Genomic DNA, 25,269 nt, shown 5'->3' with positions numbered 1-25,269 from the left:
TCGGCCGCGGCTCAGGCCGCTCGCTCCCGCAGGTGCGCGACCAACACGGCGGCGGCGCTGTCCGGATCGCGATCGTTCCAGATCGTGTACTCGGCGGCAATTGGGACGACGCGGTCGAGGCGGGTGCGCAAATCGCCGTCCTCGGGCCGGGCGCGGGCGGCGAGGCGTTGAGCGAGCACCGCCGGAGCCGCCGTGATGGCGACGACGCCGACATGCGGCAGGGTCGCGCGAGCCTGCGCCACGATGTGCCGGGAGACGTTGCAGATCACCACCCGTCCCGCCTGCGCCTGGTTCCGGGTCTCGCCGGGGATCGCGTAGCCGAGACCGTGCGCCCGCCAATGCAGGGCGAAGGCGCCAGCGGCGGCGCCCGCGGCAAAGGCCTCCTCGGTGAGGGCGACATTGTCCTCGTGGGCCGAGGGAGCCCGGGTGACGAGGCGACGTGGGAAGACGAAGCGCGGGTCCGGGCCGAGCGTATCGCGCGCGAGCCGCAGGAGGGTATCCTTCCCGGCGCCGCTCGGGCCGACCACGAGAACGAAGCCGCCCGGCATCACACCACCCGCTCGCCGGCCCGCCAGACCTGGCGTACCACCGGCACGCCCCGGGCGAGGCGGACGCGGACGAGATCGGCGCGCAGGCCCGGCGCCAGCCGTCCGCGATCGGTCAGGCCAGTGGCGCGGGCAGGGTTGGCCGTCACGGTGGCCAGGGCCTCTGGCAGGGTGATGCCGGGAACGCGCTCGGGCAAGCCGAAAGCCGCCATCAGCAGGCTCGCCGGTACGTAGTCCGAGGACAGGATGCTGAGGGTCCCGGCCTCCGCCAGGGTGTGAGCCGCGACGTTGCCGGAATGCGAGCCGCCCCGGATCAGGTTGGGCGCCCCCATCATCACGGTGATGCCGGCCGCGTGCGAGGCCTCGGCCGCCTCCAGGGTGGTGGGGAATTCGGCGAGCACCACGGATTCGTCCCGCGAGAGCGCGACATCCGCCAGGGTGGTGTCGTCGTGGCTGGCCAGAGGGATGCCGTGGGCGTGGGCGAATGCCACCAGGGCGGGCCTGTTCACGGCGTTGAGGGCGTGGCCGTCGCGCATCTTACGGGCGGTGCTGCGCTTTATCTCCTCCAGGGAGCGGCCGCCGCGCCCGGCATACACGTAGTACTTGTCGACGTCACGGAACTGGCGCTGGCCCGGCGTGTGGTCCATCAGCGACAGCAGGCCGATGGCGTAGCGCCCGGCGAAGGCGCGCACGGTCTCGACCACGTCGGGGGAGGGAATCTCGCAGCGCAGGTGGGTGCGGTGCTCGGCCCGGAACAGACCGGCCTCCTGCGCCTCCGCCAGGGCGGCGGCGAGCAGCTCCAGCTCGGTGCCGAGGCCGCTGCCGTCCGGATCGGTGCCGGCGCGCAGCGAATCGAACACCGTGGTGATGCCGGACGCCGCGATCTGCGCGTCGTAGGCCAGCACCGCCCCGAGGGGATGCCAGCGCACGCCGGGGCGCGGGGCGTAGTGGCTCTCCAGGTGGTCGGTGTGGAGCTCGACGAGGCCCGGGATGAGGATGTCGCCGGCGCAGTCGAGGCCGCGCCCGGGGGCACGCCCGGTGCCGATCTCGGCGATGCGCCCGTCGACCACGGCGAGCCAGCCATCCTCGACCCGGTCGGGCAGGACCAGGCGCGCGTTCTCGAGGATCTCGACCCGATCCGTGCGGCTTGGCTGATCTTGCAGGCTCGCCTGATCCCGCACGCTTGCCTGGTCCCGCACGCTTGCCTGGTCCCGCATGCTCGCCTGTTCCCGATCCGGTGTCATGCCGCCAGCGCTCCGTGGAAGGCCGAGACGTCGACGATGCGCGTCGCCACCGCCTGGCGCACGTCCGCATCGTGGAAGATGCCGAGGATGGCGGTGCCGGCGGCCCGCTTCTCGGCGATGAGGTCCACCACCACGGCGCGGTTCTGCGCGTCGAGGGAGGCGGTGGGCTCGTCCATGAGCAGGATCGGCCGGTCGGCGATGAGGCCCCGGGCGATGTTCACCCGCTGCTGCTCGCCCCCCGAGAAGGTGGCGGGCGGGAGCGCCCACAGGCGCTCGGGCAGGTTGAGCCGGGCCAGCAGGTCGGCCGCCCGGGTCCGGGCCGCCGCGGGGGCGAGGCCGCCCTCGATCCCGGCGGCCTCCACCACGGCGCGGGCGCCGACCCGGGGGATCACCCGCAGGAACTGCGAGACGTAGGCGAGGGTGGTGCGGCGAAGCCCCAGGATCTCCCGCGGCGCGGCCGTGGCGAGGTCGACGCTGCGGTCCCCGTCGCGGACCCGGATCGCCCCGGCGGCGCAGCGGTAGTTGCCGTAGGCCATCTTCAGCAGGGAGGACTTGCCCGCGCCGGAGGCCCCGCCGAGCACGACGCACTCGCCCGGGTGGACCGCCAGAGTGGCGCCGGCGATCACCGGCAGCACGGCGCCGCCGCGCAGGTGCAGGGTGAAGCTCTTGGCCACGTCTTCGAAGACGAGGAGGGGGAGAGGAGACGGGGAGGGAGCGGGCGTCATGCGGCGAGCACCGAGGAGACGAGGAGCTGGGTATAGGCGGCCTGCGGGTCGTCGAGGACCTGGTCGGTCAGGCCGGTCTCGATCACCCGGCCGGCCCGCATCACGAGGACGCGGTGCGAGAGCAGGCGCGCCACGGCGAGGTCGTGGGTGACGATGATGACCGCGAGGCCGAGCTCGGCCACCAGGCCCCGGATCATGTCGAGGAGCCGGGCCTGGACCGAGACGTCGAGGCCCGAGGTCGGCTCGTCCATCAGCACGAGGCGGGGCGCGGTGACGAGGTTGCGGGCGATCTGCAGGCGCTGGCGCATGCCGCCGGAGAACCGGGTGGGCGGGTCGTCGATCCGGTCCGCGGCGATCTCGACGCGGGCGAGCCAGTCGAGGGCGGTGGCGCGGATGCGGCCGTAATGGCGGTCGCCGACCCCCATCAGGCGCTCGCCGACATTGCCTCCGGCCGAGACCGCCATGCGCAGGCCCTGCGTCGCGTCCTGGCGCACGAACCCCCAGTCGGTGCGCATCAGCGCGCGCCGCTCGACCAGGCTCAGGGTGTCGAGGTCGCGCGTGGCGCCGTCGCGCATGCGGTAGGCGACCGACCCGGCATCGGCCGCGACCTCGCCGGCGATGAGCGAGAGCAGGGTCGACTTGCCGGAGCCCGATTCGCCGACCACCGCCAGGACCTCGCCGGGGTCGAGGGTGAAGCCGATGCCGTCGCAGGCGAGGCGGCCGCCGTAGCGCTTGGTCAGGCCCGCGACGCTCAGGAGCGGTTCCATCACGCGGCCTCCCCGGTATGGCCGTCGGCAAGACGGGTTTCGGCAAGACGGGTTTCGGCAAGGCGGGTCTCGCCAAGACGGGTTTCGGCAAGACGGGTCTCGGCAAGACGGGTCTCGCCAAGGCGGGCCTCGGCAAGGCGGGTTTCGCAATGGTCGGTGTCCGAGCAGACGAACATCCGACCGCCGGCATCGTCGAGGACGACCTCGTCGAGGTAGACGTCCTCGGCGCCGCAGAGGGCGCAGGGGCGATCGAAGCGCTGGACCCGGAAGGGATGGTCCTCGAAGTCGAGGCTGCGCACCCGGGTGTAGGGCGGGATCGCGTAGATGCGCTTCTCGCGGCCGGCCCCGAAGAGCTGGAGGGCGGGGCAGTCGTCCATCTTGGGGTTGTCGAATTTCGGGGTCGGGGAGGGGTCCATCACGTAGCGGCCGGCCACCTCCACCGGGTAGGCGTAGGTGGTGGCGATGTGGCCGTGGCGGGCGATGTCCTCGTAGAGCTTGACGTGCATGAGGCCGTACTCGGCCAGCGCGTGGAGCTGGCGCGTCTCGGTCTCGCGCGGTTCGAGGAAGCGCAGGGGCTCGGGGATCGGCACCTGGTAGACGAGGACCTGCCCCTCGGCGAGCGGCGCCTCCGGGATGCGGTGGCGGGTCTGGATCACCGTGGCCTCGGCCGTCCGCGTCGTGGTGGCGATTCCGGCGGTGGCGGTGAAGAAGCGCCGGATCGAGACCGCGTTGGTGGTGTCGTCCGCCCCCTGGTCGATCACCTTGAGCACGTCGGCGGCGCCGAGGATCGCGGCGGTGACCTGCACCCCGCCGGTGCCCCAGCCGTAGGGCATCGGCATCTCGCGGGCGGCGAAGGGCACCTGGTAGCCCGGGATCGCGATGGCCTTGAGGATGGCCCGGCGAATCATCCGCTTCGTGCCCTCGTCGAGATAGGCGAAGTTGTAGCCGGCGCCGGCCGAGACGGTGACGGTTGCGCGGGCGACGGCAGGATTTGGCGGGTTCATTCGGCGGCCTCCCGCAGGGGGGATTCGTCGGAAGCGGGCGCCGGCGCGGCCGCCCGGGCGGCGTGCTCGGCCCGCAGGCGCCGCACCAGTTCGAGCTCGGCCTGGAAGTCGACGTAGTGCGGCAGCTTCATGTGCTCGACGAAGCCGGTCGCCTGCAGGCTGTCGCAATGGGCGAGGACGAATTCCTGGTCCTGGGCCGGCACCGCCACGGGCTCGCCGAGTTCGGCGGCCCGGAGCGAGCGGTCGACCAGCGCCATCGCCATGGCCTTGCGCTCGCCCTGGCCGAAGACGAGGCCGTAGCCCCGGGTGAATTGCGGCGGCACCGCGCCGTGGCCGTGGAACTGGTTGATCATCTGGCACTCGGTCAGCGCGACCGTGCCGAGGCTGACGGGAAAGCCGAGCTCCTCCGGCGTGAAGGCGAGCTCCACCGCCCCGACCCGGATCTCGCCGACGAAGGGATGGGTGCGGCCGTAGCCGCGCTGGGTCGAGTAGCCGAGGGCCAGGAGGAAGCCCTCGTCGCCCCGGGCCAGCCCCTGGAGCCGCACCGCGCGGTCGGCCGGGTAGTCCACCGGCTCGCGGGTGAGGTCGCCGACGGGGGCGCCTTCGTCCGGGGGGGAGGGTTCAAGCAGGCCGGCCTGGCCCAGGAGATCGGTGACCCGCGGGCAGGCGGCGGCATCGGCCTCCGGCTCGGCCTCGGCGGCGGGGTCGGGGGAGCCTGCATCGGCCAGGCCGAAATCCACGAGGCGGTGGGTGTAGTCGAAGGTCGGGCCGAGCACCTGTCCGCCGGGCAGGTCCTTGAAGGTGGCGGAGATGCGCCGCGCCAGCGTCATCGCGCCGGTGTCGACCGGCTCGGTGGCGCCGAAGCGCGGCAGGGTGGTGCGGTAGGCCCGCACCAGGAACACCGCCTCGACCACGTCCCCCCGGGCCTGCTTCAGGGCGAGGGCGGCGAGGTCCGGGTCGTAGAGGGAGCCCTCGGTCATCACCCGGTCGACGAGGAGGCGCATCTGCTCGCGGATCTGCGCCACGGTGAGCTCGGGCACGGCCGGGTCGCCGCGCCGGACCTCGGCCAGAAGCCGGTGGGCGTTGTCGATGGCGGCCTCGCCGCCCTTTACCGCGACGTACATGGCAGTGCCTCCGAACCTGCAGACCCGTCCGACCCCGGCACGGTTTCAGCGTCGACGGGCCGGGCCGAGCGGGGCAGCCCAGCGAGGCGGCCCGGCGCCACAAAGAGACAATCGATCCCGAGCGGGAAGCCCGCATGATTCGCGGCCCAGCGCGCGGTCCAGTCGGCGGGCAGGGGCCCGGCGGCGAACGGCGCCGTGCCGCGGATGCCAGGTCCGGCGAAAACCTGTCTCGCGCAAGCCTGTTCCGCGAAGTCCCGCCCATCCGCGTCCGAGAGGGTGTCGACGGCCAGGATCAGCGTGGCGGAGGCATCCGGGTAGGCGGGGGTGCCCGGCGCGAAATCCGTGAAGGGCGGGCAGCGGGCCGGATCGGCGATCAGCGCGAAGGCCGCCCCTCCGGGGTTCGCGACCAGGGGCGCCCCGGTGTGGAAGCGCAGGAAGCCGGCGACCGCCGGGTCCGCCCACAGGGGTGCATCGAGCCAGACCGGCGTGTCGGCGTCGGTGAGCGCCAGGGCCAGGGCCGCGAGTTCGGGGGTGAGGGGGGCGGGGGGCGCCAGGGCGGTGACCAGGGGGCGGATCCGGCCGGGCCGGCTCAGGGCCTCCATGGCGGCGCGGAACACGGCCTGACCCGCATGGACGGGGTCGGCGAAGCCGTGGGCGAGCGTGGGCGCCATCAATTCTCTCCCCGCGCCAGGGTGAAGAAGGTCACCCGGGTGGCCGCTGCCTTGCGGGCGGCCTGCTGCGCCGCGTCCGCCCGGCGGCCGGCGATCTCGGCCAGGGCCGCCGCGAGGGCCGGGCGCGCCTCCGGGCGCTGCCAGTGGGCATCCAGGATGGCGGCGAGGCGGGCGCGGGCCCGGTCGCGGCCGAGGTGATAGGCGAAGCCGGTCTCGCCGCCGGGCAGGCGCACCGCCGCCCGGGTCACCGTGGCCTCGCCGGCATTGAAGGCCCGGCCGTCGCCGCCGATCCGGCCGCGAACCATGACGAGGCCCGTCTCGGGGGCCCGCAGGTCCTCCGCCTCCGGGAGGGCGCCGGCCTGCGCCAGGGCGTCCCGCAATTCGTCGGCGGTCGCCGCACCGGCCCACGCCATCGCCTGCCGGCGCGCGGCGAGGTCTGGCATCCCGGGCTCAGGTGGTGTTTGGCTGGCGCTCGGCATCGATCGGTCTCCAAACCTGTCTATATGTATAGACAAGTGGATGAGCGGGCGCAAGGGCTATCGAAGGGCTATCCAAAGGCTATCGAGGACGTGATGCAGGCCACCCACGCGAGACATCCATGACCGAGGCGGGCGACACCCGCGTGACGGCGCTCCAGCGCGGGGGCGGCCTCGCCGCCTGGCGGCAGATCGCGGACACCCTGGCGGGCGAGATCCGCAGCGGGACCCTGGCCGCCGGGGCGCAGCTGCCGGCCGAATCGGCCCTGGCGGCGCGCTTCGGCGTGAACCGGCACACGGTGCGCCGGGCGCTCGGCGTGCTGGCCGAGGGCGGGCTGGTGCGGACCACCCAGGGCCGGGGCAGCTTCGTGGAGCAGGGGCCGATTGCCTATCCGATCGGCCCGCGCACCCGCTTCTCCGAGATCGTGTCGCGCACCGGGCGCGAGGCCTGGGGCGACCTGATCACGGCCGCCACCGTCCCGGCGGATGCCGACTGGGCCGAGGCCCTCGGGATCGCCCCGGGCGCGCCGATCCTCGAACTCCTCACCGTGCACCGGGCCGACGGCGCCCCGATCTCGACGGCCCGGACCTGCCTGCCCCTGCCGCGCTTCGCCGGCTTCGACGCCGCCTACGCCGCCAGCGGCTCGCTCACCCGCGCCTATGCGGGCTTCGGCGTGGCCGACTACACCCGGCTCTCGACCCGGATCGGCGCCCGCCCGGCCAGCCCCGAGGAGGCGGAGCGCCTGGACATCGCCCCCGGCCGCACCCTGATCGCCCTGTCGAGCGTGAACGTGGACGGCGCCGGCACACGCATCCAGGCCACCCGCAGCCTCTTCGCCGCCGACCGGGTGGAGCTGGTGGTGGAGTGAGGCCCCCCGCCGGGGCGGGCGAGGCGCCGGCGGCAAGGGGAGGGCGCGGGACGCGGCAAGGGAGGCGGCAAGGAAAACGGCAAGGGACGGGGCAAGGGAAGCGGCAAGGTGGACGGACGGCCCGCGGCAGCCGCCCGGATGCCGTCGCGGCATCCGGTCCCCGCGCGCTTCGTTGAGCTCGCGGCCCGGTCGGGCTATGCACGGGCCCCATGGACCTCCAAGCTTCCGTGAGTCGATCCGTGGCTCCCCTCGCCTGCACGCCGCCGCTGAACAGGACGGCGGCGCCGTTCCTGCCCATGAGTCGCGCCGAGATGGACGCGCTCGGGTGGGACGCCTGCGACATCGTCCTGGTGACGGGTGACGCCTACGTGGATCATCCGAGCTTCGGCATGGCCATCATCGGCCGGCTGCTCGAGGCGCAGGGCTTCCGGGTCGGCATCATCGCGCAGCCCGACTGGCAATCGGCGGAGCCGTTCAAGGCGCTGGGCCGGCCGACGCTGTTCTTCGGCGTCACCGGCGGCAATCTCGACTCGATGGTGAACCGCTACACGGCGGACCGGCGCCTGCGCAGCGACGACGCCTATACGGCCGGCGGCGAAGGCGGCGCCCGGCCGGACCGCTGCACCATCGTCTACACGCAGCGCTGCCGCGAGGCCTACAAGGACGTGCCGATCATCCTCGGCGGCATCGAGGCCTCCCTGCGCCGCATCGCCCACTACGATTACTGGTCCGACAAGGTGCGCCGCTCGATCCTGGCGGATGCCAAGGCCGACCTGCTCCTCTACGGCAATGCCGAGCGCGCCGTGGTCGAGGTGGCCAACCGCCTCGCGGCCGGCGAGGCGCCGCAGGATCTCCATTCGGTCCGGGGCGTCGCCCTGTTCCGCCGCGTGCCCGAGGGCTACACCGAACTGCCCGCCGACGACCTCGATTCGGCCGACGAGGCCGCGAGCCGCCGCCCCGGCGAGACCGTGATCCGGCTCCCGGCCTACGACGAGGTCAAGGACGACAAGGAGGCCTATGCCCGCGCAAGCCGTGTGCTGCACCGGGAGGCCAACCCCGGCAACGCCCGTCCCCTGGTCCAGCGCCACGGCGACCGCGACCTGTGGCTGAACCCGCCGCCGATCCCGCTCTCCAGCGCGGAGATGGATGCGGTCTACGACCTGCCCTACGCCCGCGCCCCCCATCCGGCCTACGGCGACGCGAAGATCCCCGCCTGGGACATGATCAAGTTCTCGGTGACGATCATGCGCGGCTGCTTCGGCGGCTGCACCTTCTGCTCCATCACCGAGCACGAGGGCCGCGTCATCCAGAACCGCTCGGAGGGCTCGATCCTGCGCGAGATCGAGCACATCCGCGACAAGACCCCGGGTTTTACGGGCGTGATCTCCGACGTGGGTGGGCCCACGGCCAACATGTACCGGATGGCCTGCAAGGACCCGAAGATCGAGGCGGCCTGCCGGCTGCCCTCCTGCGTCTTCCCCGACATCTGCCCGAACCTGAACACCTCGCACGACGACCTGATCCGGCTCTATCGCAAGGTCCGCGAGGTGAAGGGCGTCAAGAAGGTGATGGTCGCCTCCGGCGTGCGCTACGACCTCGCGGTCCGAAGCCCCGAATACGTCGAGGAGCTGGTGACCCACCACGTCGGCGGCCGCCTCAAGATCGCCCCCGAGCACACCGAGCGCGGGCCTCTCGACCTGATGATGAAGCCGGGCATCGGCACCTACGACCGCTTCAAGGAGATGTTCGACGCCGCCGCCCAGAAGGCCGGCAAGAAGTACTACCTGATCCCGTACTTCATCGCGGCGCATCCGGGCACGACCGACGCGGACATGCTGAACCTCGCCCTGTGGCTGAAGAAGAACGACTACCGGGCCGACCAGGTCCAGACGTTCCTGCCCTCGCCCATGGCGACCGCCACGACCATGTACCACACCGAGATCAACCCGCTGCAGGGCGTGCGGCGCGGCGGCAGCGAGCCGGTCGACGCGATCAAGGGGATGCGGCAGCGCCGGCTGCACAAGGCGTTCCTGCGCTATCACGACCCCGAGAACTGGCCGCTGCTGCGCGAGGCGCTTCGGGCGATGGGCCGGGCGGATCTCATCGGGCCGCGGCCGGACCAGCTGATTCCGGTCTCGCAGCCCTTCGGAACCGGCCCTGCGGCGGGCAAGGGGCGCGGCCAGCCGCACCCTGCGCGCCATCCGGGCGCACCGCGCTTCACCACGAAGGGCGTGCCGCTGCGCAAGTGACCGCCCCGGGCCGATGACGGCCGCGCGCCATGTGCGCCGTCTCACCCCGCTTCGGGGACGGGGGGCTTACGCAGGCCGGATGAGCATCCCTCTCTACGACGTCAGCGTCCCGGTCTTCGTCAACGCCCTGCGCGCCATGAGCGCGTGGCTCGACAAGGCGGCCTCGGAACAGCCGGAGGCCGCGCTGATCGGCCGGAGGCTGGCGCCGGACATGAAGCCGCTGCCGGCCCAGTACCAGATGGCGTCCGACAGCGCGAAGAACGCGGTGGCCCGGCTCGCCGGGATCGAGGCGCCGGCGATGCCCGACGTCGAGGCGACCTTCGCCGAACTCCAGGCCCGCTGCGCCCGGACGATCGCCTTCGTCGAGGGCGTCGATCCGGCCGCCCTGGCCGCGGGCGCGGAGCGCGCGGTGGAGCTGAAATTCCCGAACGGCATGGGATACCGCTTCAGCGGGCAGGCCTACCTCACCGGCTTCGCGCTTCCGAACTTCTTCTTCCACGTCACCACGGCCTACGGAATCCTGCGCAGCGCCGGCGTCGGCCTCGGCAAGGTCGACTACCTCCAGCATCTCGGCCCGCCGACCCTCCACGCGGCGAAGTAGCCGCGCCGGCGCCCTAGCGCGCGGCCCCGCCGATCAGGGCCCGGCGCAGGCGCCCCGAAACGGCGTCGATCAGGGCCACCGTGACCAGGATCATCAGGATCAGGAAGGCGACCTGGCGCAGTTCGAGCACGCGGATCAGCTCGCTGAGATACTGGCCGATGCCGCCCGCGCCGACGATGCCGATGATGGTGGCCGAGCGGGTGTTCGATTCGAAGAAGTACAGCACCTGGCTGCCGAGCACCGGCAGCACCGCCGGGATCAGGCCGAAGCGGACGCGGTGCAGCGCGGTGCCGCCGGAGGCGGCGACGCCCTCGCCGGCCTTGGCGTCGGCGGTCTCCACCGCCTCGGAGAACAGCTTGCCGAGCGCTCCGAAATCCGCGCACGCGATGGCGAGGGCCCCGGCGAAGGGGCCGAGCCCGACGACGTTGATCCAGATCAGGGCCCAGATCAGCACGTCGACGGAGCGCATCACGTCGAGGCCGCGCCGGACGGCGAAGTGCACGAAGGGGTTCGGCACGACGTTGCGGGCGGCGAGGAACGCCACCGGGAAGGCCAGGAGCGCGGCCGTCAGCGTGCCGATGAAGGCGATGCCGAGGGTCTCGGCCAGCGCCTGCAGGAAGGCCCAGGCCCGGCCGCCGGTCTCCGGCGGCAGCATCAGCAGGCTGAACTCGCCGAGGCGGCCGAGGCCGGCGAGGAGGCGCGCCGGGGAGACGTCGAGGCGGACCAGGGCGTAGCCCGCCAGGGCGAGGAGGCCGGCGAGGGCGAGGCCCCCCAGGAGGCGCCCCCGCCAGGCCGGCCGGAAGCTGTCGGGAAAGCGCCGGCGCAGGGCGGCGATCTCGGCCGGGCCGAGGTCGGGGCCGGTCATCGCAGGCCTCCGAGCAGCCCGTGGCGCAGGCGCTCGGTGCCGAGGTCGATCGCCATCACGGTGAGGATGATCAGGACCAGGATGGCGCTGACATCGGCGTAGTAGAAGTTCCGGATGGCCACGAGGAGCTCCTGCCCGATGCCGCCGGCCCCGACGAAGCCCATCACGCCGGCGCCGCGCACGTTGATCTCGAAGCGCAGCAGCCCGTAGGAGGCGAAGTTCGACAGCACCTGCGGCAGCACGGCGAAGCGCAGGATCTCGATCCGCCCGGCCCCGGCGGCGGTGAGGCTCTCCACCGGCTTCATGTCGATGTTCTCGACCACCTCGGCGAACAGCTTGCCCAGCGCCCCCGTGGTGTGGATCGCCAGGGCCAGCACGCCCACCATCGGCCCCAGGCCGAAGGCGATGACGAAGATCAGCGCGAACACGATCTCCGGCACGGTGCGGCAGACCTCCAGCCCGCGCCGCACGAGGATGCAGGCCGTCCGGCTGCCCGCCACGTTGGCGGCGGCGGAGAAGCACAGGAGGAAGCCGCCGATGCCCCCCAGGAGGGTGCCGAGATAGGCCATCAGCAGGGTCTCGCCCAGGAGCCCGAGCCATTTCGGCCCGCCCCAGTACCAGTCCGCCAGGTCCCCCGGCAGGTTCGCCAGGGTCAGGGGCGGCAGGATCTGGACGATGTAGTCGGTGAAGCGGCCGAGATGGGTCGCCAGCACCCAGGGGCGCACCTCCGCGGCCCAGGCGGCGAGGCCGGTGAGGACCACGAGCCCGGCGAGGCCGGCCCAGGTCCGGCGCCGGGTCGCGGCGATGGCGGCCTCGTAGGCCCCCGCCAGGGCGGCGGCCCGGTCCGGAGGCAGGGGCGTGATCCGCTCAGGCATCGGTCGTCACCGGCGCGCCCGCGCGCCCGCGTCCCGGGACGGGGCAGGTCAGGAGGGGCGGGATCAAGATTTGCGGCGCTGGTCGTCGTTGAACTTCAGCATGTCGATGATCGGCTGGTAGTCCTTCAGGGTCACGGGGGTGAGGCCCAGATCCTTGCCGTCCGAGAGCCGGTCGAAGGCCGCCTTGTCGGCCGTGGGCATCGCCACCAGGGCCTCGCGGATCTTCGCCTTGAGGGCGTCGGGCAGGCTCGCCAGCATGGCGAAGGGCCCCTCGGGCAGGAAGTCGGACTTGAACACCACCCGGAAATCCGCCTGCGTCAGCGGCGTCCCGTCGGGCTTCTTCAGCATGCCCTTGGCGGCCATGCGGGTGACCATGGTGTCGGTGTCGGTGTTGTAGAGGTTGGCCGCCGCGTCCACGGTGCCCTGCACCAGGGCCAGGACGGCGTTCTCGTGGCTGCCGGCATAGACGGTCTTGCCGAAGAACGTGTCGACCGGGTGGCCGGCCTTGTGCAGGAAGTAGCGCGGCGCCTGGTTGCCGGAGGTGGAGTTCGGGTCGACCAGGGCGAGGTTCTTGCCCTTCAGGTCCTCGATCGTCTTGTACGGGCTGTCGGCGCGCACGTAGATCACCGAGTAGTAGCCCGAGGCGCCGGTGTCGTGGCGCTGGTTGACGATGGGCTCGACCTTGACCCCGGTCATCACCGCGCGGGCGAAGGAGGCGGGGCCGTAGAAGGCGAGCTGGGCGTTGCCGGCCCGCTGGCTCTCGATCACGGCGGCGTAGTCGTTGGCGATGCGCAGCGTCACCGGAACGCCGAGGGCCTTCGACAGGTAGGCGGTCATCGGCGCGTAGCGATCGGTGGTGCCCGAGGCGTTCTCGGCCGGGATCACCGCCAGGGTCAGGGCCGGATAGGCGGCCTTCCAGTCCTGGGCCGCGGCCGGGAGGGCGAGGAGGGCGAGCGCGACGGCGCCGGCGAGGGATCGACGGGTCAGCATGGGAAACTCCCGGTGGGGGTGGGAAATCAGGCCGCAGGATCGGGGCGAAGGATCGAGCCGGAGGATCAGGCAACCAGGGCGGCGGGATAGGTCGGGGGCCGCACCGGCTCGGGGGCATCGAGGACCTCGCCGGCCTCCAGCCCGTAGAGCTGGCGGGCCACCGCCTCGGTGAGGTCGGCGGGGGCGCCGTCGAACACGAGGCGGCCGTCGGCGAGGCCGACGAGGCGGTCGCAGTAGCGGCGGGCCAGATCCAGGGAATGCAGGTTGCACAGGACCGTGATGCCGTGGCGCCGGTTGGCCTCGGCCAGGGCGTCCATGACGATGCGGGTGTTGCGCGGATCGAGGGAGGCCACGGGCTCGTCGGCGAGGATCAGGTCGGGGGCCTGCATCATCGCCCGCGCGATGGCGACGCGCTGCTGCTGGCCGCCGGAGAGCTGGTCGGCCCGGTGCCCGGCGAAATCGCCCATGCCGAACCCGTCGAGGGCGGCCAGGGCCAGGGCGCGCTCGCGCTCGGACCAGAGCTTGAGCAGCGCGCGGTGCCGGGGCACCTCGGAGAGCCGGCCCATCAGCACGTTGCTCAGCACGTCGAGGCGGCCGACGAGGTGGAACTGCTGGAAGATCATGGCGCAGCGCGTCCGCCAGCGCCGCAGCTCGCGGCCGCGCAGGGCCGTGACGTCGAGGCCGTCGAACAGGATGCGGCCACCCGTCGGCTCGGCCAGGCGGTTGATCATCCGCAGCAGGGTCGACTTGCCGGCGCCCGAGCGCCCGATCACGCCCACGAAGCGGCCGCGGGGGATGGCGAGGGAGACGCGCTCCACGGCACGGCGGTCGCCGTAACGGCGCGTCAGATCTTCGAGGATCAGCATGCGGGTATCCGGCGATTCACGATGAGCGCCGGTAAACCCGCGGGGCACGACAGCATCATGACAGTTGTTCGGCTAACCGATAGCCGGAACGCTTATGCCTCTGCTTCGTAGCGCTCCAGGAACGCGTCGATCGACAGGGCACGGAAATCCGGCAGGGCCCGGCGCAGGCGCGCATGGTCCCAGTCCCACCAGGCCAGCGCCTGCAGGCGCTCGGCGATCGCCTCCGGGAACCGGCGGCGCACCACCCGGCCCGGATTGCCGACCACGATCGTGTAGGGCGCCACGTCGCGGGTCAGGATGGTGCCCGCGCCCACCACCGCCCCGGTGCCGATGCGGCGCCCGGGCAGGATGACGGCGCCGTGCCCGATCCAGACGTCGTGGCCGATGCTGACGGGCAGGGCCCGGCGCCGGGCGAAGAAGGCCGCCTCGTCCGCTTCCCCCGGCCAGTAGGCGCTGGCCCGGTAGGTGATGTGGGATTGCGAGGCCCGCTCCATCGGGTGGTTGCCGGGGTTGATCCGCACGTGGGAGGCGATGGAGCAGAACTTGCCGATGGTGGTGTCGTCCGCCTGCCCGTCCTCGACGATGTACGAGTAATCGTCGAGGCTGGTCTCGCGGAGGCGGGTGCGCGCGCCGACCTCGGTGTAGCGGCCGAGGCGGCCCCCCGAGATCTGGGCGGTCGGGTGGACGGCCGGTTCGAGGCCGAGGCGATCGGAGGCCATCGCGGGATCCTGTCGGGCGGGCAAGGGATGTCGGGCGGGCAAGGAATGTCGGGCGGAGAAGGGATGTCAGGCGGAGAAGGGGAGGCGGCGCAGCAGGCGGAACGGCGCCGCGCCGTCCTGGACCACCACGCTCACCGCATCGACCGCCAGGTCGGGCAGGCCCGCGGCCGCCGCGGCCAGGAGGGGCAGGGCGGTCGCCCCGTCCTCCGGCCCGAGGGGGCCGGTGAGCGTCATGTGGAAGCGGAAGGCCTCGAAGACGTGCGGGTAGCCCCAGCGCTCCAGCAGCGCCCGGCCGCGGGGATCGAGCCGCTCGGGGCGGCGGCGGGCCCGCTCGGCCTCGGTGAGGGGGGCGCGCAGGGGATCGAGGGCCGCGACGCACTCGGCGGCCAGGAGGCCGAGGGCGGCCGGGGGCGCTTCCGGCACCAGGGCGGCGAAGGCCCCGAGGGCGGTGACCCGCAGGGGGCCGACGGGCAGGGGGCTCCGGTGCGCCGCCAGGGCCTCGGCCGCCGCCAGGAGATCGGCCTCGGTGGCGCCGGGGGCGAGGCGCATCGGCGCCTTCAGGGTGGCGTGGAACCCGTAGGTGCGCGGCTCGGCGGTGTGGGCGGCCAGGATCGCCCGGAGCGCCTCCGGGCCGGGCGCCGGGCCGGGACCCAGGATCGCGTCACCGAAGGCGGCCAGGGCCGAGCCGGGGGCGGGCGTGAAGTAGAGGGCGTATCGGGCGGGTCGATCCAACGCAGTCGTGTCCGGCAAGGGGGGCGTGTCCGGCGAGGGCGCGTGTTCTGGCGGCACGCGAGGGGATGGGTGAGCCGCGCGGGGTTGAGCCTGCGCGCGAGGTGCCGAAGCGCGCATACTACGGGCTCCCGACGCCGATATGACAGCTTGAGCGCCGTTCGGGGCGCGATGAGGCGATGGCCGTGTCCGCTCGCAGGCACAGACAGATCCGGGCCCTGATCGCCCTGTCCCTGGCGACCGCCGTGCTGGGGGCCGGCGCGCAGGCCGCGGGGGAGGCACCCGCGGCCCGCTTCACGGCGGCCTACGGCCTGAGCTTCCTGAACCTGCCGGCGGGCGAGGCGAGCCTCGCGGTCGAGCGGTCGGGCGAGCGCTACGCCCTGGAGCTCGAGGCGGGCCTGCGCGGCCTCGCCGGCGTCTTCTTCGACGGGGCCGGCAAGGCCACCGTCGCCGGATCGGCGACCCGGGCCGGCGCGGTGACCGCCACCTTCCGGATCGACAGCCGCTACGGCGGCAAGCCGATCGCGGTGGCCCTCGACCTCGCCGGCGGGCGCGTGCGCAGCGCCAGTGTCGCGCCGCCCCCGACCCCGCGCGAGGACCGGGTCCCGGTGGCGCCGGAGGACAAGGTCGGCGTGGTCGACCCCCTGACCATGCTGACGATTCCCCTCGGGGCCGCCCCCCTGGACGTCGCCCTGTGCGACCGGCGCATCCCGGTCTTCGACGGGGCGAGCCGGGCCGACCTCGTGCTGTCGCGGGGCCGCCTCGCAACGGTGACGGAGGGCGCCTATCGCGGCCCCGCCCTCGACTGCCGGGTGCGCTGGGTGCCGATCTCGGGCCACCGCTCCGGCGGGAGCAACGTCCGCCGCATGGCCGCCAACGACGACATGCAGGTGCGCTTCGCCCCAATCCTCGACGGGACGCTGCTGCTGCCGCTGTCGATCACGGTCGCCACCGGATGGGGCACGGTGCGCATCGAGGCCACCCGCTGGGGCGGGGCGCCGCCCGGCCCGGAAGCCCCGGCGGCGAAGGCCGGCGTGACGGTGCGCCTGCCCAATGCCCGCTAGGGGCGCGCCAACGGTTTCCCGCCGTCGCGGCCATCGGGATCGCGCGGGTCGCGGACGCGTCGAGAACCTGACGCCGGCCCGGCTCTGCTTGCCTGTCTTCTTGCCTCGGACGATCGCGCGACCACCGCCTAGGTGTCGGGGGCGCGGCGACGGCGGGCGTGCGGGGCCCCCGGCCGGGCCTCCGGCACCAGCACGGCGCTGACCGGGTTCGGGGTATGGTCCAGGGCCGCCCCCGTATAGGCATCGACGCCGATGCCGATCACCCCGCCGGCGAGCACGTTGCCCGCCATCCCGGCAGCGCCCGCGCCCACCACCTGGGTGCGGACCGGGATGAGCGCGGGCTGGAAGCCGGGCTTGGCGAAGGTCACGTCGAACGCGTCCGAGCGATCCACCTCGAGGGAGCACGGGGTCGCCGGGCAGGCATAGCCCTTGGTGCTCGTCATCGTCGCGCCGGAGGGCTCCGTGAGAAAGGCCATCTTCTCCGTCGTGCCGCGCGTGATGCTGCCGCAAGCCCCGACGCTCACCGCGATCAGCATCGCGGCGGTGAGTGTCCGCGTGCCCGTGGTCCTGGTGCTCATGGTCCTGGTGCTCATGTCGTCCCCCCGCGCCGTATTCTGTGACGGCCCCGCCGGTTTCACGCCTTCTGCACGCAGGAACAAGATCCCGCCCCGATCACAACTTCCGATATACACAAAGATCGCGCCGGATCCCGGCGGTGCGTTCCGGGGCGGCCGGCGCGGTCGGCGGCCCGGTGCCGCGCCACACCCGCGCGGTGGAACGCCCGTTCCCCCGCCGCGTTCGCCCCGCGACGCAGCACAGGAGACGCCCGCATGGCCAACGCGATGATCCAAGACATCTTCAGCGGCACCCCGAACCTCACCACCACGGAGCGCGCCGTCTCGGTGGTGCTCGGCCTCGGCATCGCCGCGGCGGCCGCGCAGCCGCGCCCGAACAAGTGGCTCAGCCTCGCGGCCCTGGTGGTCGGCGCCGGCCTCGCCATCCGCGGCGCCACCGGTCACTGCGCCGTCAAGGCCGTGACCGAGGCCTGACCGGCCTCGCGCCCGACCGGACACGAAAAAGGGGCGCCTCGCTGAGGCGCCCCTTTCTCCGTTGCGCCTGCGCTGTCAGCGCAGGCGTGGCGTGGACCTTACAGGGAGGTGGTCGAGCGACGGCCCTGGATGAAGCCGTAGATCGCCAGCACGACGATCGCGCCGACGACGGCACCGATCAGGCCCGCACCCTGGTTCGGACCGTACCAGCCGAGGGCCTGGCCGAGGAACGTGGCGACGAAGGCGCCGACGATGCCGAGGATCGTGGTCAGGATGAAGCCGCCCGGCTCGTTGCTGCCCGGCATGATGAACTTGGCGATGACACCGGCCAGAAAGCCGATGATGATGGTCCAGATGATACCCATGAGCTGATCCTCGAACTTGGCCGAACCCACAGGGTCGGACGTCACTGGCGGTAGCGGCCGGCTTGCTAGCCTTGGCCTTAGCGCATGGGGTGAGAACGCCGCACCGGTGGGATGGGTTGCGCTGCACGCAGCGACTTTGTCGCGGCGCCGGCGAAGCCGATCCGGCGCGGCCGGATCGCGGCGTGCACCGGGCGCCGGGGGGCCTTTACGTTCGGGTCCCCGACGCGGCACAACGCTTGCCCCGAGCCGGGATGCCAAGGGGGCATCCCAGGGGTGCCTCGAGGCATCCCGCGGCCGACACGCGAGAGGCACGTATCCCCGCCATGACGATCCAGCGCTTCGAATCCGGTCCCCGCATGAGCCAGGCCGTCACCTACGGCGACATGGTCTTCCTCGCGGGCCAGGTGGCCGGCACGGTGGTGGGCGCCGGCGTCACCGCACAGACCCAGGAGATCCTGGGCGAGATCGACCGCCTGCTGGCGGCGGCCGGCACCGACAAGAGCCGCATCCTCACCGCCACCATCTACCTGGCCGACATCGCCACGTTCTCCGAGATGAACGCCGCGTGGGACGCCTGGGTGCCCCAGGACAACCCGCCGGCCCGCGCCACCGTGGAGGCCAAGCTCGCTGCCCCCGAATACCGCGTCGAGATCGTGGTGGTGGCTGCGAAAGGACAGGCATGATCCGAGCCGGCAGCCGCCGCGCGCTCCTGTCCGGGGGGCTGGTCGCCGGGGCGTTCGCCGCCCTGGCGCTCGGCCTGCCCGGGGCGCGGGCCGAGACGCCCGCGCCGCAGGGCGAGCGCGTGGTCAACATCTACAACTGGTCGGACTACATCGACCCGAAGATGCTCGAGGCCTTCACCCGGGAGACCGGCATCAAGGTCGTGTACGACACCTACGACAACAACGAGATCCTCGAGACCAAGCTGCTGGCCGGGCGCTCGGGCTACGACGTGGTGGCGCCCTCCGGGCCGTTCCTGCAGCGGTTGATCCGGGCGGGCGTGTTCCAGCCCCTCGACAAGGCCCGGATCCCCAACCTGGTCCATGCCTGGCCCGAGATCGCGGCGCGGCTCGCCACCTACGACCCCGGCAACACCTACGCCGTGGACTACATGTGGGGCACCACCGGCATCGGCGTGAATCTCGCCCAGGTGCGCGAGCGCCTGGGGGCGAGCCAGCCCCTCAACACCTGGAGCCTCGTCCTCAATCCGGGCCTGATGGCCAAGCTCAAGGATTGCGGGGTGATGCTGCTCGATTCCCCCGAGGACCTGATCCCGAGCCTGCTGCCGTTCTACGGCTTCAAGCCGGATTCCAAGCGCTGGGACGACATCACCCAGGTCACCGACGCCCTGTTCAAGGTCCGCGGCTCGGTGCGCAAGTTCCACTCCTCGGAATACATCAACGGGCTGGCCAACGGCGACCTCTGCCTGGCGGTCGGCTATTCCGGCGACATCATGCAGGCCCGCAAGCGGGCCGAGGAGGCCAAGAACGGGGTCGAGATCGGCTACGTCATTCCCCGCGAGGGCGCGCTGATGTGGTTCGACGCCTTCGCGATCCCGAAGGACGCCCCCCATCCCGCCGAGGCCCACCAGTTCCTCGACTACATGATGCGGCCCGAGGTGGCGGCGGCCAACACCAACTTCGTCTCCTACGCCAGCGGCAACGCGGCGGCCCGGAAGTTCATCAAGCCCGAGATCCTGGCCAATCCGGGCATCTACCCGGACGAGGCGACGATGCAGCGCCTAGCCAGCAACACCGCCTGGGACGACCGCACCCAGCGCTTCGTCACCCGGAGCTGGACCCGGGTGCGCACCGGCCGCTGAGGCCGTCGCCGACCGGCCCCCCGAACGAGAACGGCGGCCCCGAGGGGCCGCCGTTTCGGGATCGCGGGCTTCCGACCGGAGGGTCAGTTGCTGGCGAGGTGGGGCATCGGGTCGACCGGGGTCGCGCCTTTGCGGATCTCGAAGTGGAGCTGGGGCGAGGTGACGTTGCCGGAGGCGCCGGACTTCGCGATGGTCTGGCCGCGCTTCACCTTCTCGCCGGGGCGGACGTCGAGCTCGCCGTTATGGGCATAGGCCGAGACGTAGCCGTTGGAGTGGCGCACCAGGACGAGCTTGCCGTAGCCCTTCACGTCGGAGCCCGCATAGGCCACGGTGCCGTCCTCGGCCGCCTTCACCGCGGTGCCCTCGGGCACCGAGATGTTGATGCCCTCGTTGCCGGAGGTGCCGTAGCCCGAGATCACCCGGCCCTTGGCGGGCCAGCGGAACGACTGCTCCGCGGCGGCCGCGACGGACCCGGTGCTGGCGGGCTCGGCCTTGGGGGCCTCGACCGCGGCGACCTTCACGGGCGCCTTGCTGGCTTCCTTGCTGGCTTCCTTGGCGGCGGCCTCCGCGGCCTTCGCCTCGGCGACCTTGCGGGCCGCCTCCTTGGCGGCGTCGGCCTTGGCCAGCTTGGCCGCCTCGGCCTCGGCCGTCTTGCGGGCCGCCTCGGCCTTCCTGGCCGCGTCCTTGGCGGCGTCCACCTTCGCCTCGGCCTTCACCTCGGCCTTCACCTCGGCCTTGGCTTCCTTGATCTCGATCTTGCGGACCGCCTTGTCCTCGGCCTTGGCGACGGCCTGGCCGGGACGGAGATGGGCCTTGCGGGCGTCGGCGGCCTTGGTCTCGGCGAGCTTGGCGGCGTTGGCCGCCTTCTCCGAGGCCTTGCGGGCCTCGACAGCCTTGGTCTCGTTCGCCTTGGCGGCTTCCACGACCTTGCGGGCTTCGGCGAGCTTGGCGGCCTCGGCCTGGCGCTTGGCCTCCACCTTGGCCTCGGCGGCCTCGCGGGCCTCCGCCTCGCGGCGGGCGTCGGCGGCCCGCTTCTCGGCGGCCCGGTCGATCATCTTCGGGGCCGGCGCGGCGGGCACCGCGCGGGTGCTCATGCGGGCCGCATCGGGGTTCATGCCCGAGACCGCGGAGGCCGTCATGCCGCCCGAGACCGGCTCGGTGGAGGCGAGGCGGGTGGTCTGGGGCCGGGCCGGGACGGGGGCCGCCGCCATCGGGCGGGGCGACATGGCCGCCGCCGAGGTGGCCGCGCCCGGAGCCCCGAGGGCCTGGGACTGGATGCGGCTGGTGCGCACCACCGGTGCCGGGGCGATCTCGCCGTCGGGCAGGCTGCCCGTCGCGGCGGGCTCGCTCGACAGGTTCGAGGCAAATGGATTGCCGAAGGGATCGCCCAATCGGGACGCATCCGAAGAACAGGCGGCCGCACCGCCTCCAATCACGCCGATGAGCGCGAAACGCGACAGCGTCCTCAACCCTCGACCAGTCCCGCGAACCCGCATCGACGCACCTGTTTGCCTGACGCAACTTGATGACGTCATTCAAACCCGATTCAGGTTAAGCAACCGTTCCGATTCACCACGTTTGCGCCGACGCCGGGCTCTCGCGGGAACCTTTCGCTCTACAGGACGCGGGCGCGCCCCGGGGTGAGCGGCGCCAGCCGGACGGCCGCGCCGGGGCGCGCGTCCAGGGTGCCGTCCGGCCCCCGCGTCCAGGTGACGAGGCCCGCCGCCTCGGGCCGGCCGACCGGGGCGACGAGGCGGCCGCCGGGGCCGAGCAGGTCGCCGAGGTGACCCGGAATCGCCGACACCGTGCCGTTGAGGAGGATGCGGTCGAAGGGCTCCGCCCCCCGCAGGGTCGCCGGATGCAGCCCGTCCCCGACGGCGATCTCGGCGAGCGGCCGGTCCTCCGGCACGAGGTTGTCGCGGGCCTCGTCCGCCAGGGTGGCGTAGCGCTCGACGCTGTGAACACGGGCCGCCCCGAGGCGCAGCAGCAGGGCGGTGACGTAGCCCGAGCCGGTGCCGATCTCGAGGATGCGGGCGCCCGGGCGCAGGGCCAGCGCCTTCAGCATCGCCGCCACCGTGGTCGGGGCCGTCATGGTCTGGCCGCAGGCCAGCGGCAGGGCGAGGTCGCGCCGGGCGAGGTCGCGGTGCAGGGCCGGGGCGAAGCGCTCGCGCGGCACCCGCTCCAGCGCCCGCAGGGTGTCGGTGTCGCGCACGCCGCGGCCCCGCAGGGCCATGACGAAGGCGGCATCCTCGATCGAGCCCTCGTGCATCATGGCTGGACCTCGATCGGTTCCGCGGTGACCGGCCCTACGGCGCGAAGCCCTGCGCGAAGCGGGTCAGGCTCGGCTCGTCGGTGAGGTCGAGGCGCAGGGGCGTGACCGAGATGCGCTTCTCCGCGATGGCCTTGAGGTCGGTGCCGTGGCCGGGCTGGAAGGTGGCCTTGGCGAAGGCGAGCCAGAAATAGGGATTGCCGCGCCCGTCCTGGCGCGCATCGATCTGGAGCAGGGCCTGGTTGCGGAACCCCTGGGCCGTCACCGCCGTGCCCAGGACCTCCTCGGGCTCGCAGTCGGGGAAGTTCACGTTGACGACGATGCCGGGCTCGATGCCGATGTCGAGGATCTTGCGGACCACCCCGGGCCCGTGCTCGGCGGCGCAGTGCCACTTGATGGCGCCGCGCCCGCCGGCCCCGTAGGCCTGGCTCAGCGCGATGGAGCGCACGTTGAGGATCGTCCCCTCCATGGCCGCCGCGATGGTGCCCGAGTAGGTCACGTCCTCGGCGACGTTCTGGCCGCGGTTGACCCCCGAGAGCACCAGGTCGGGGCCGTGCTCCTTGAGGATGTGGCGCACGCCCATGATCACGCAGTCGGACGGCGTGCCCTTCACGGCGAAGCGCTTCTCGGCGACCTGGCGCAGGCGCAGGGGGTCGTTCAGCGAGAGGGAGTGCGAGACGCCGGACTGGTCGGTCTCCGGCGCCACCACCCAGACGTCGTCCGAGATGGCCCGGGCGATCCCCTCCAGGGTCTCGAGCCCCGGCGCGTGGATGCCGTCGTCGTTGGTGACGAGAATGCGCATCAGCTCTTGAACCCCTCGATCCGCTCGATCCCGCCCATATAGGCCTTCAGCACCGACGGCACCGTGACGCTGCCATCCGGGTTCTGGTAGTTTTCCATGACGGCGATGAGCGCGCGGCCCACGGCCACGCCGGACCCGTTGAGGGTGTGGACGAAATTCACCGCCTTGCCATCCCGGGCGCGGACGCGCGCGTTCATCCGCCGCGCCTGGAAGTCGCCACAGACCGAGCAGGACGAGATCTCGCGGAAGGTCTCCTGGCCCGGCATCCAGACCTCGATGTCGTAGGTCTTCTGGGAGGCGAAGCCCATGTCGCCGGTGCAGAGCGTCATGATCCGGTAGGGCAGGTCGAGCTTCTTCAGCACGGCCTCGGCCGAGCCCAGCATGCGCTCGTGCTCCGTGGCCGACTGCTCCGGCGTGGTGATCGAGACGAGCTCGACCTTGTTGAACTGGTGCTGGCGCAGCATGCCGCGGGTGTCGCGGCCCGCCGAGCCGGCCTCCGCCCGGAAGCACGGGGTGAGGGCGGTGAAGCGGAGGGGAAGCTCCTCCTCGCGAAGAATGCTCTCGCGCACGAGGTTGGTGAGGGGGACTTCCGCCGTGGGGATGAGCCAACGGCGAGTATTTTTCAACACAATCTCACGAAATGCCCGCCTTTCGTTTTCGGCCAGCATCTCAGAGATACTATCCGCTCGATCTGAGACTGGGCTTATCTGGTCTACGTACTGCAAAGCTTCATCGACACCCTTGTCGATCTCGGTGATATTCCCCGAAAAAAATTGATCGTCCTCGAATTTTGGCAACTGTGCCGTGCCGAACATCGCCTCGTCGCGGACCATGAGGGGCGGCGCCACCTCGGTGTAGCCGTGCTCGCCGGTATGCAGGTCGAGCATGAACTGCCCGAGCGCCCGCTCCAGGCGGGCGAGCTGGCCCTTGAGCACCACGAAGCGGGCCCCGGACATCCGGGCGGCGGCCTCGAAATCCATCAGGCCGGAGGCTTCGCCGAGTTCGAAGTGCTGTTTACCGGTGGCGAGTTGCGGGCGATGGGCCTCGAAGCGCCGGTACTCGACGTTGCCGTGCTCGTCCGCGCCCTCCGGCACGTCCGGGTTCGGGCGATTCGGGATCGCGGCGAGACGGTCGTCGAGGGTCTTGCCGGCCTCGGCCTGGGCGGCCTCCAGGGCCGGGGCCTCGTCCTTCAGGCGGGCGACCTCGGCCATGAGGTCCTGGGCCCTGGCCTCGTCCTTGGCCTTCTTGGCGCCGCCGATCTCCTTGGCGAGCGCGTTGCGGCGCTCCTGGTTGGCTTGCGCGGCCGAGATCGCGGATTTGCGCGCGTCGTCCAGGGCGATGAGGTCCGCGGCGAGCGGCGCCAGCCCGCGGCGGCGCAGGGCCTCGTCGAAGGCGTCCGGATTGTCGCGGATGGCGCGGATGTCGTGCATGGGCTCGGCTCGTACGATGCGAGCCCGACGCTTAGCCGCTTCGGCACCGGCGGGACAAGCGCGGCGCCGCCCCGGACGTCCGACGCGGCGCTACTGCGCGCGGATCTGGCGCTCGGCCGCCTTGTCCTCGCTGCGCCCGTAATTGATGAAGAACAGGCTGCCCTCGACCGGGCGGCCCTTCTGCAGGTTCGCGAGCTGCACCGTGGTCTGGTAGCCCTGCGGGTCGGTGATCCGCCACTGGCTCAGGGTCTTCACCTCGGAGTCGAAGAACAGCTGGATCCGCGAGGTGCCGCCGAGCGTCGAGCGGTCCTCCAGGGAGATCCGCAGGCCGCCCGGATCGTTCGCCACGTCGGTGACGGAGAGGTCGCGGGCGAGGTCGATCTTTTCGCGGAGCAGGAATTTCAGGGGCGTCTGCGAGATGAAGTAGAGGTCCTGGGTGCCGAGCTTGCGGTCCTTGACCGCCACCGAGGTGCCGTCGGCCACGATCTCCAGGGGGGAGGGCTGGTCGTAGTCGAAGCGCAGCCGGCCGGGCTTGGCGAGCGTCAGCTTGCCGCCGATGCGGCGCCCGTCCGGGCCGACCTGGACGAAGTTGCCGGTGAGCGTGGTCATGCCGTTGAAGTAGGCGTTGGCCTGCGCGATCACGGTGGCGTCGTCGGCCTCGCCCGCGACGGCGGCGGCGGGCGCCCCCACGGCCGCGACCTTGGCGGCCTTCCCGTCCGCAGCCTTGCCGTCCGAAGCCCTGGCGTCCGCACCTTTGGCCTCGCCCTTGGGGGCTTTCGCGTCGGCCTTGGCGGACGGTTTCGTGGTCTTCGGCGCCTGGGCGACGGGCTTCTTCGGGGCGGCGGCCGGGGGCGCGGCCTCCGGGGCGGGCTCCGGCTCGGGCGCGGGGGCCGGCTGCTCCTTGCGGCCGAACAGGCCGTCGAGGAACGAGGAGACCTGGGCGGCGGCGGGCTGCGGCTGCGCGAGGCTGGCCGCCAGGACGAGCAGCGGACCGGCGGCGAGGCGGTGACGGCGGCCGATCATCGGGACGCTCCCTTGAGGCGATGCGAAGGCGTGCGGGTCGAGCGCGGGTGGTGCCCGCTTAGAAGCCCGCCCTGTGGCGAATATGCGACGGGTGGGACGGCAACCGCCCCACCCGTGCCATCCGGC

At 72.5% G+C, this 25,269-nt stretch carries 28 protein-coding genes; 7 read left to right on the top strand and 21 right to left on the bottom strand.

Going from position 1 to position 25,269, the window contains the following annotated elements; all coding sequences use genetic code 11:
- Positions 1-11: 11 nt before the first annotated feature.
- The 8 genes from phnN to phnG are packed head-to-tail and all read right to left on the bottom strand — an operon-like array spanning position 12 to position 6,523.
- Positions 12-548, bottom strand: coding sequence for a phosphonate metabolism protein/1,5-bisphosphokinase (PRPP-forming) PhnN (gene phnN, locus AC0IY1_RS13785; RefSeq protein WP_471770208.1), 537 nt, complete (start codon positions 546-548; stop codon positions 12-14).
- Positions 548-1,762 (bottom strand): alpha-D-ribose 1-methylphosphonate 5-triphosphate diphosphatase, encoded by a 1,215-nt coding sequence (locus AC0IY1_RS13780; protein ID WP_471770206.1) that lies wholly within the window; start codon positions 1,760-1,762, stop codon positions 548-550. The genes phnN and AC0IY1_RS13780 overlap by 1 nt, the downstream gene beginning before the upstream one ends.
- A gap of 23 nt (positions 1,763-1,785) precedes the next feature.
- Positions 1,786-2,514 (bottom strand): phosphonate C-P lyase system protein PhnL, encoded by a 729-nt coding sequence (gene phnL / locus AC0IY1_RS13775; protein WP_471770204.1) that lies wholly within the window; start codon positions 2,512-2,514, stop codon positions 1,786-1,788.
- Positions 2,511-3,281, bottom strand: a complete 771-nt coding sequence (gene phnK, locus AC0IY1_RS13770; RefSeq protein WP_055950770.1) for a phosphonate C-P lyase system protein PhnK — start codon at positions 3,279-3,281, stop codon at positions 2,511-2,513. The genes phnL and phnK overlap by 4 nt, the downstream gene beginning before the upstream one ends.
- Complete coding sequence (locus tag AC0IY1_RS13765; protein WP_471770202.1) at positions 3,281-4,285, bottom strand: alpha-D-ribose 1-methylphosphonate 5-phosphate C-P-lyase PhnJ; 1,005 nt, start codon at positions 4,283-4,285, stop codon at positions 3,281-3,283. The genes phnK and AC0IY1_RS13765 overlap by 1 nt, the downstream gene beginning before the upstream one ends.
- A complete protein-coding gene (locus AC0IY1_RS13760) occupies positions 4,282-5,409 on the bottom strand; it encodes a carbon-phosphorus lyase complex subunit (protein WP_055950776.1) in 1,128 nt (375 codons plus the stop codon). The genes AC0IY1_RS13765 and AC0IY1_RS13760 overlap by 4 nt, the downstream gene beginning before the upstream one ends.
- The gene (gene phnH, locus AC0IY1_RS13755) at positions 5,394-6,080 is read right to left on the bottom strand and encodes a phosphonate C-P lyase system protein PhnH (protein ID WP_471770200.1); all 687 of its coding nucleotides are present in this window, start codon (positions 6,078-6,080) and stop codon (positions 5,394-5,396) included. Before phnH ends, AC0IY1_RS13760 begins: the two co-directional genes overlap by 16 nt.
- Positions 6,080-6,523: a phosphonate C-P lyase system protein PhnG gene (gene phnG / locus AC0IY1_RS13750; protein ID WP_471770198.1), complete on the bottom strand. Its 444-nt coding sequence runs from the start codon at positions 6,521-6,523 to the stop codon at positions 6,080-6,082. The genes phnH and phnG overlap by 1 nt, the downstream gene beginning before the upstream one ends.
- A 155-nt stretch (positions 6,524-6,678) precedes the next feature.
- Here phnG and phnF point away from each other — a divergent pair, with 155 nt between their 5' ends.
- The 3 genes from phnF to AC0IY1_RS13735 all read left to right on the top strand — a co-directional run bounded on the left by phnF (position 6,679) and on the right by AC0IY1_RS13735 (position 10,275).
- Entirely contained in the window at positions 6,679-7,425 is a 747-nt protein-coding gene (gene phnF / locus AC0IY1_RS13745; RefSeq protein ID WP_471770196.1) for a phosphonate metabolism transcriptional regulator PhnF, read from the top strand.
- Positions 7,426-7,634: 209 nt separating this feature from the next.
- A complete protein-coding gene (locus tag AC0IY1_RS13740; protein WP_471770194.1) occupies positions 7,635-9,674 on the top strand; it encodes a YgiQ family radical SAM protein in 2,040 nt (679 codons plus the stop codon).
- A 79-nt stretch (positions 9,675-9,753) separates the two neighbouring features.
- Positions 9,754-10,275 (top strand): DUF1993 domain-containing protein, encoded by a 522-nt coding sequence (locus tag AC0IY1_RS13735; RefSeq protein WP_471770192.1) that lies wholly within the window; start codon positions 9,754-9,756, stop codon positions 10,273-10,275.
- Positions 10,276-10,288: 13 nt separating this feature from the next.
- On the opposite strand, the gene phnE (AC0IY1_RS13730) is transcribed toward AC0IY1_RS13735, so the two are convergent.
- The 6 genes from phnE (AC0IY1_RS13730) to AC0IY1_RS13705 all read right to left on the bottom strand — a co-directional run bounded on the left by phnE (AC0IY1_RS13730) (position 10,289) and on the right by AC0IY1_RS13705 (position 15,340).
- The gene (phnE, locus tag AC0IY1_RS13730) at positions 10,289-11,140 is read right to left on the bottom strand and encodes a phosphonate ABC transporter, permease protein PhnE (protein ID WP_471770190.1); all 852 of its coding nucleotides are present in this window, start codon (positions 11,138-11,140) and stop codon (positions 10,289-10,291) included.
- Positions 11,137-12,015 (bottom strand): phosphonate ABC transporter, permease protein PhnE, encoded by an 879-nt coding sequence (gene phnE, locus AC0IY1_RS13725; protein WP_055950791.1) that lies wholly within the window; start codon positions 12,013-12,015, stop codon positions 11,137-11,139. Before phnE (AC0IY1_RS13725) ends, phnE (AC0IY1_RS13730) begins: the two co-directional genes overlap by 4 nt.
- 63 nt (positions 12,016-12,078) lie before the next feature.
- On the bottom strand, positions 12,079-13,005 hold the full coding sequence (gene phnD / locus AC0IY1_RS13720) for a phosphonate ABC transporter substrate-binding protein (RefSeq protein ID WP_471770189.1): 927 nt from the start codon (positions 13,003-13,005) through the stop codon (positions 12,079-12,081).
- A gap of 65 nt (positions 13,006-13,070) precedes the next feature.
- Positions 13,071-13,871, bottom strand: a complete 801-nt coding sequence (phnC, locus tag AC0IY1_RS13715; RefSeq protein ID WP_055950797.1) for a phosphonate ABC transporter ATP-binding protein — start codon at positions 13,869-13,871, stop codon at positions 13,071-13,073.
- A 92-nt stretch (positions 13,872-13,963) separates the two neighbouring features.
- On the bottom strand, positions 13,964-14,590 hold the full coding sequence (locus tag AC0IY1_RS13710; RefSeq protein ID WP_471770187.1) for a DapH/DapD/GlmU-related protein: 627 nt from the start codon (positions 14,588-14,590) through the stop codon (positions 13,964-13,966).
- A gap of 66 nt (positions 14,591-14,656) precedes the next feature.
- Positions 14,657-15,340 carry a DUF1045 domain-containing protein gene (locus tag AC0IY1_RS13705; RefSeq protein ID WP_471770185.1) on the bottom strand — a complete coding sequence of 228 codons (684 nt, stop codon included), beginning with the start codon at positions 15,338-15,340 and terminating at the stop codon, positions 14,657-14,659.
- Positions 15,341-15,498: 158 nt separating this feature from the next.
- On the opposite strand from AC0IY1_RS13705, the gene AC0IY1_RS13700 reads away from it, so the two are divergent.
- The gene (locus tag AC0IY1_RS13700; protein WP_082512954.1) at positions 15,499-16,383 is read left to right on the top strand and encodes a DUF3108 domain-containing protein; all 885 of its coding nucleotides are present in this window, start codon (positions 15,499-15,501) and stop codon (positions 16,381-16,383) included.
- A gap of 128 nt (positions 16,384-16,511) precedes the next feature.
- Here AC0IY1_RS13700 and AC0IY1_RS13695 read toward each other — a convergent pair whose 3' ends face one another.
- Positions 16,512-16,961 (bottom strand): translation initiation factor 2, encoded by a 450-nt coding sequence (locus AC0IY1_RS13695; protein ID WP_471770183.1) that lies wholly within the window; start codon positions 16,959-16,961, stop codon positions 16,512-16,514.
- A 252-nt stretch (positions 16,962-17,213) separates the two neighbouring features.
- On the opposite strand from AC0IY1_RS13695, the gene AC0IY1_RS13690 reads away from it, so the two are divergent.
- Positions 17,214-17,432: a YgaP family membrane protein gene (locus AC0IY1_RS13690; RefSeq protein ID WP_055950811.1), complete on the top strand. Its 219-nt coding sequence runs from the start codon at positions 17,214-17,216 to the stop codon at positions 17,430-17,432.
- Positions 17,433-17,530: 98 nt separating this feature from the next.
- Here the strand turns inward: AC0IY1_RS13690 and AC0IY1_RS13685 are convergent, their stop codons facing one another.
- A complete protein-coding gene (locus tag AC0IY1_RS13685) occupies positions 17,531-17,797 on the bottom strand; it encodes a GlsB/YeaQ/YmgE family stress response membrane protein (RefSeq protein WP_055950814.1) in 267 nt (88 codons plus the stop codon).
- A 323-nt stretch (positions 17,798-18,120) separates the two neighbouring features.
- Between AC0IY1_RS13685 and AC0IY1_RS13680 the strand changes: the two genes are divergently transcribed.
- Both AC0IY1_RS13680 and AC0IY1_RS13675 read left to right on the top strand, forming a co-directional pair.
- Complete coding sequence (locus AC0IY1_RS13680) at positions 18,121-18,480, top strand: RidA family protein (RefSeq protein ID WP_055950818.1); 360 nt, start codon at positions 18,121-18,123, stop codon at positions 18,478-18,480.
- The gene (locus AC0IY1_RS13675) at positions 18,477-19,619 is read left to right on the top strand and encodes a polyamine ABC transporter substrate-binding protein (protein WP_055950822.1); all 1,143 of its coding nucleotides are present in this window, start codon (positions 18,477-18,479) and stop codon (positions 19,617-19,619) included. Before AC0IY1_RS13680 ends, AC0IY1_RS13675 begins: the two co-directional genes overlap by 4 nt.
- 83 nt (positions 19,620-19,702) lie before the next feature.
- Here AC0IY1_RS13675 and AC0IY1_RS13670 read toward each other — a convergent pair whose 3' ends face one another.
- The 5 genes from AC0IY1_RS13670 to AC0IY1_RS13650 all read right to left on the bottom strand — a co-directional run bounded on the left by AC0IY1_RS13670 (position 19,703) and on the right by AC0IY1_RS13650 (position 25,143).
- On the bottom strand, positions 19,703-21,115 hold the full coding sequence (locus AC0IY1_RS13670; RefSeq protein ID WP_471770181.1) for a M23 family metallopeptidase: 1,413 nt from the start codon (positions 21,113-21,115) through the stop codon (positions 19,703-19,705).
- Positions 21,116-21,234: 119 nt separating this feature from the next.
- Positions 21,235-21,891: a protein-L-isoaspartate O-methyltransferase family protein gene (locus AC0IY1_RS13665; protein ID WP_471770179.1), complete on the bottom strand. Its 657-nt coding sequence runs from the start codon at positions 21,889-21,891 to the stop codon at positions 21,235-21,237.
- A gap of 34 nt (positions 21,892-21,925) precedes the next feature.
- Complete coding sequence (gene surE / locus AC0IY1_RS13660; protein ID WP_055950831.1) at positions 21,926-22,690, bottom strand: 5'/3'-nucleotidase SurE; 765 nt, start codon at positions 22,688-22,690, stop codon at positions 21,926-21,928.
- Complete coding sequence (gene serS / locus AC0IY1_RS13655) at positions 22,690-24,120, bottom strand: serine--tRNA ligase (RefSeq protein ID WP_471770177.1); 1,431 nt, start codon at positions 24,118-24,120, stop codon at positions 22,690-22,692. Before serS ends, surE begins: the two co-directional genes overlap by 1 nt.
- Positions 24,121-24,210: 90 nt before the next feature.
- The gene (locus tag AC0IY1_RS13650) at positions 24,211-25,143 is read right to left on the bottom strand and encodes a LolA family protein (protein ID WP_471770176.1); all 933 of its coding nucleotides are present in this window, start codon (positions 25,141-25,143) and stop codon (positions 24,211-24,213) included.
- Between the last annotated feature and the right edge of the window lie 126 nt (positions 25,144-25,269).

Source organism: Methylobacterium sp. AC690 (genome assembly GCF_979256535.1).
The sequence above is the reverse complement of the archived record's forward strand: the minus strand, read 5'-3'. Positions and strand labels throughout refer to the sequence as shown.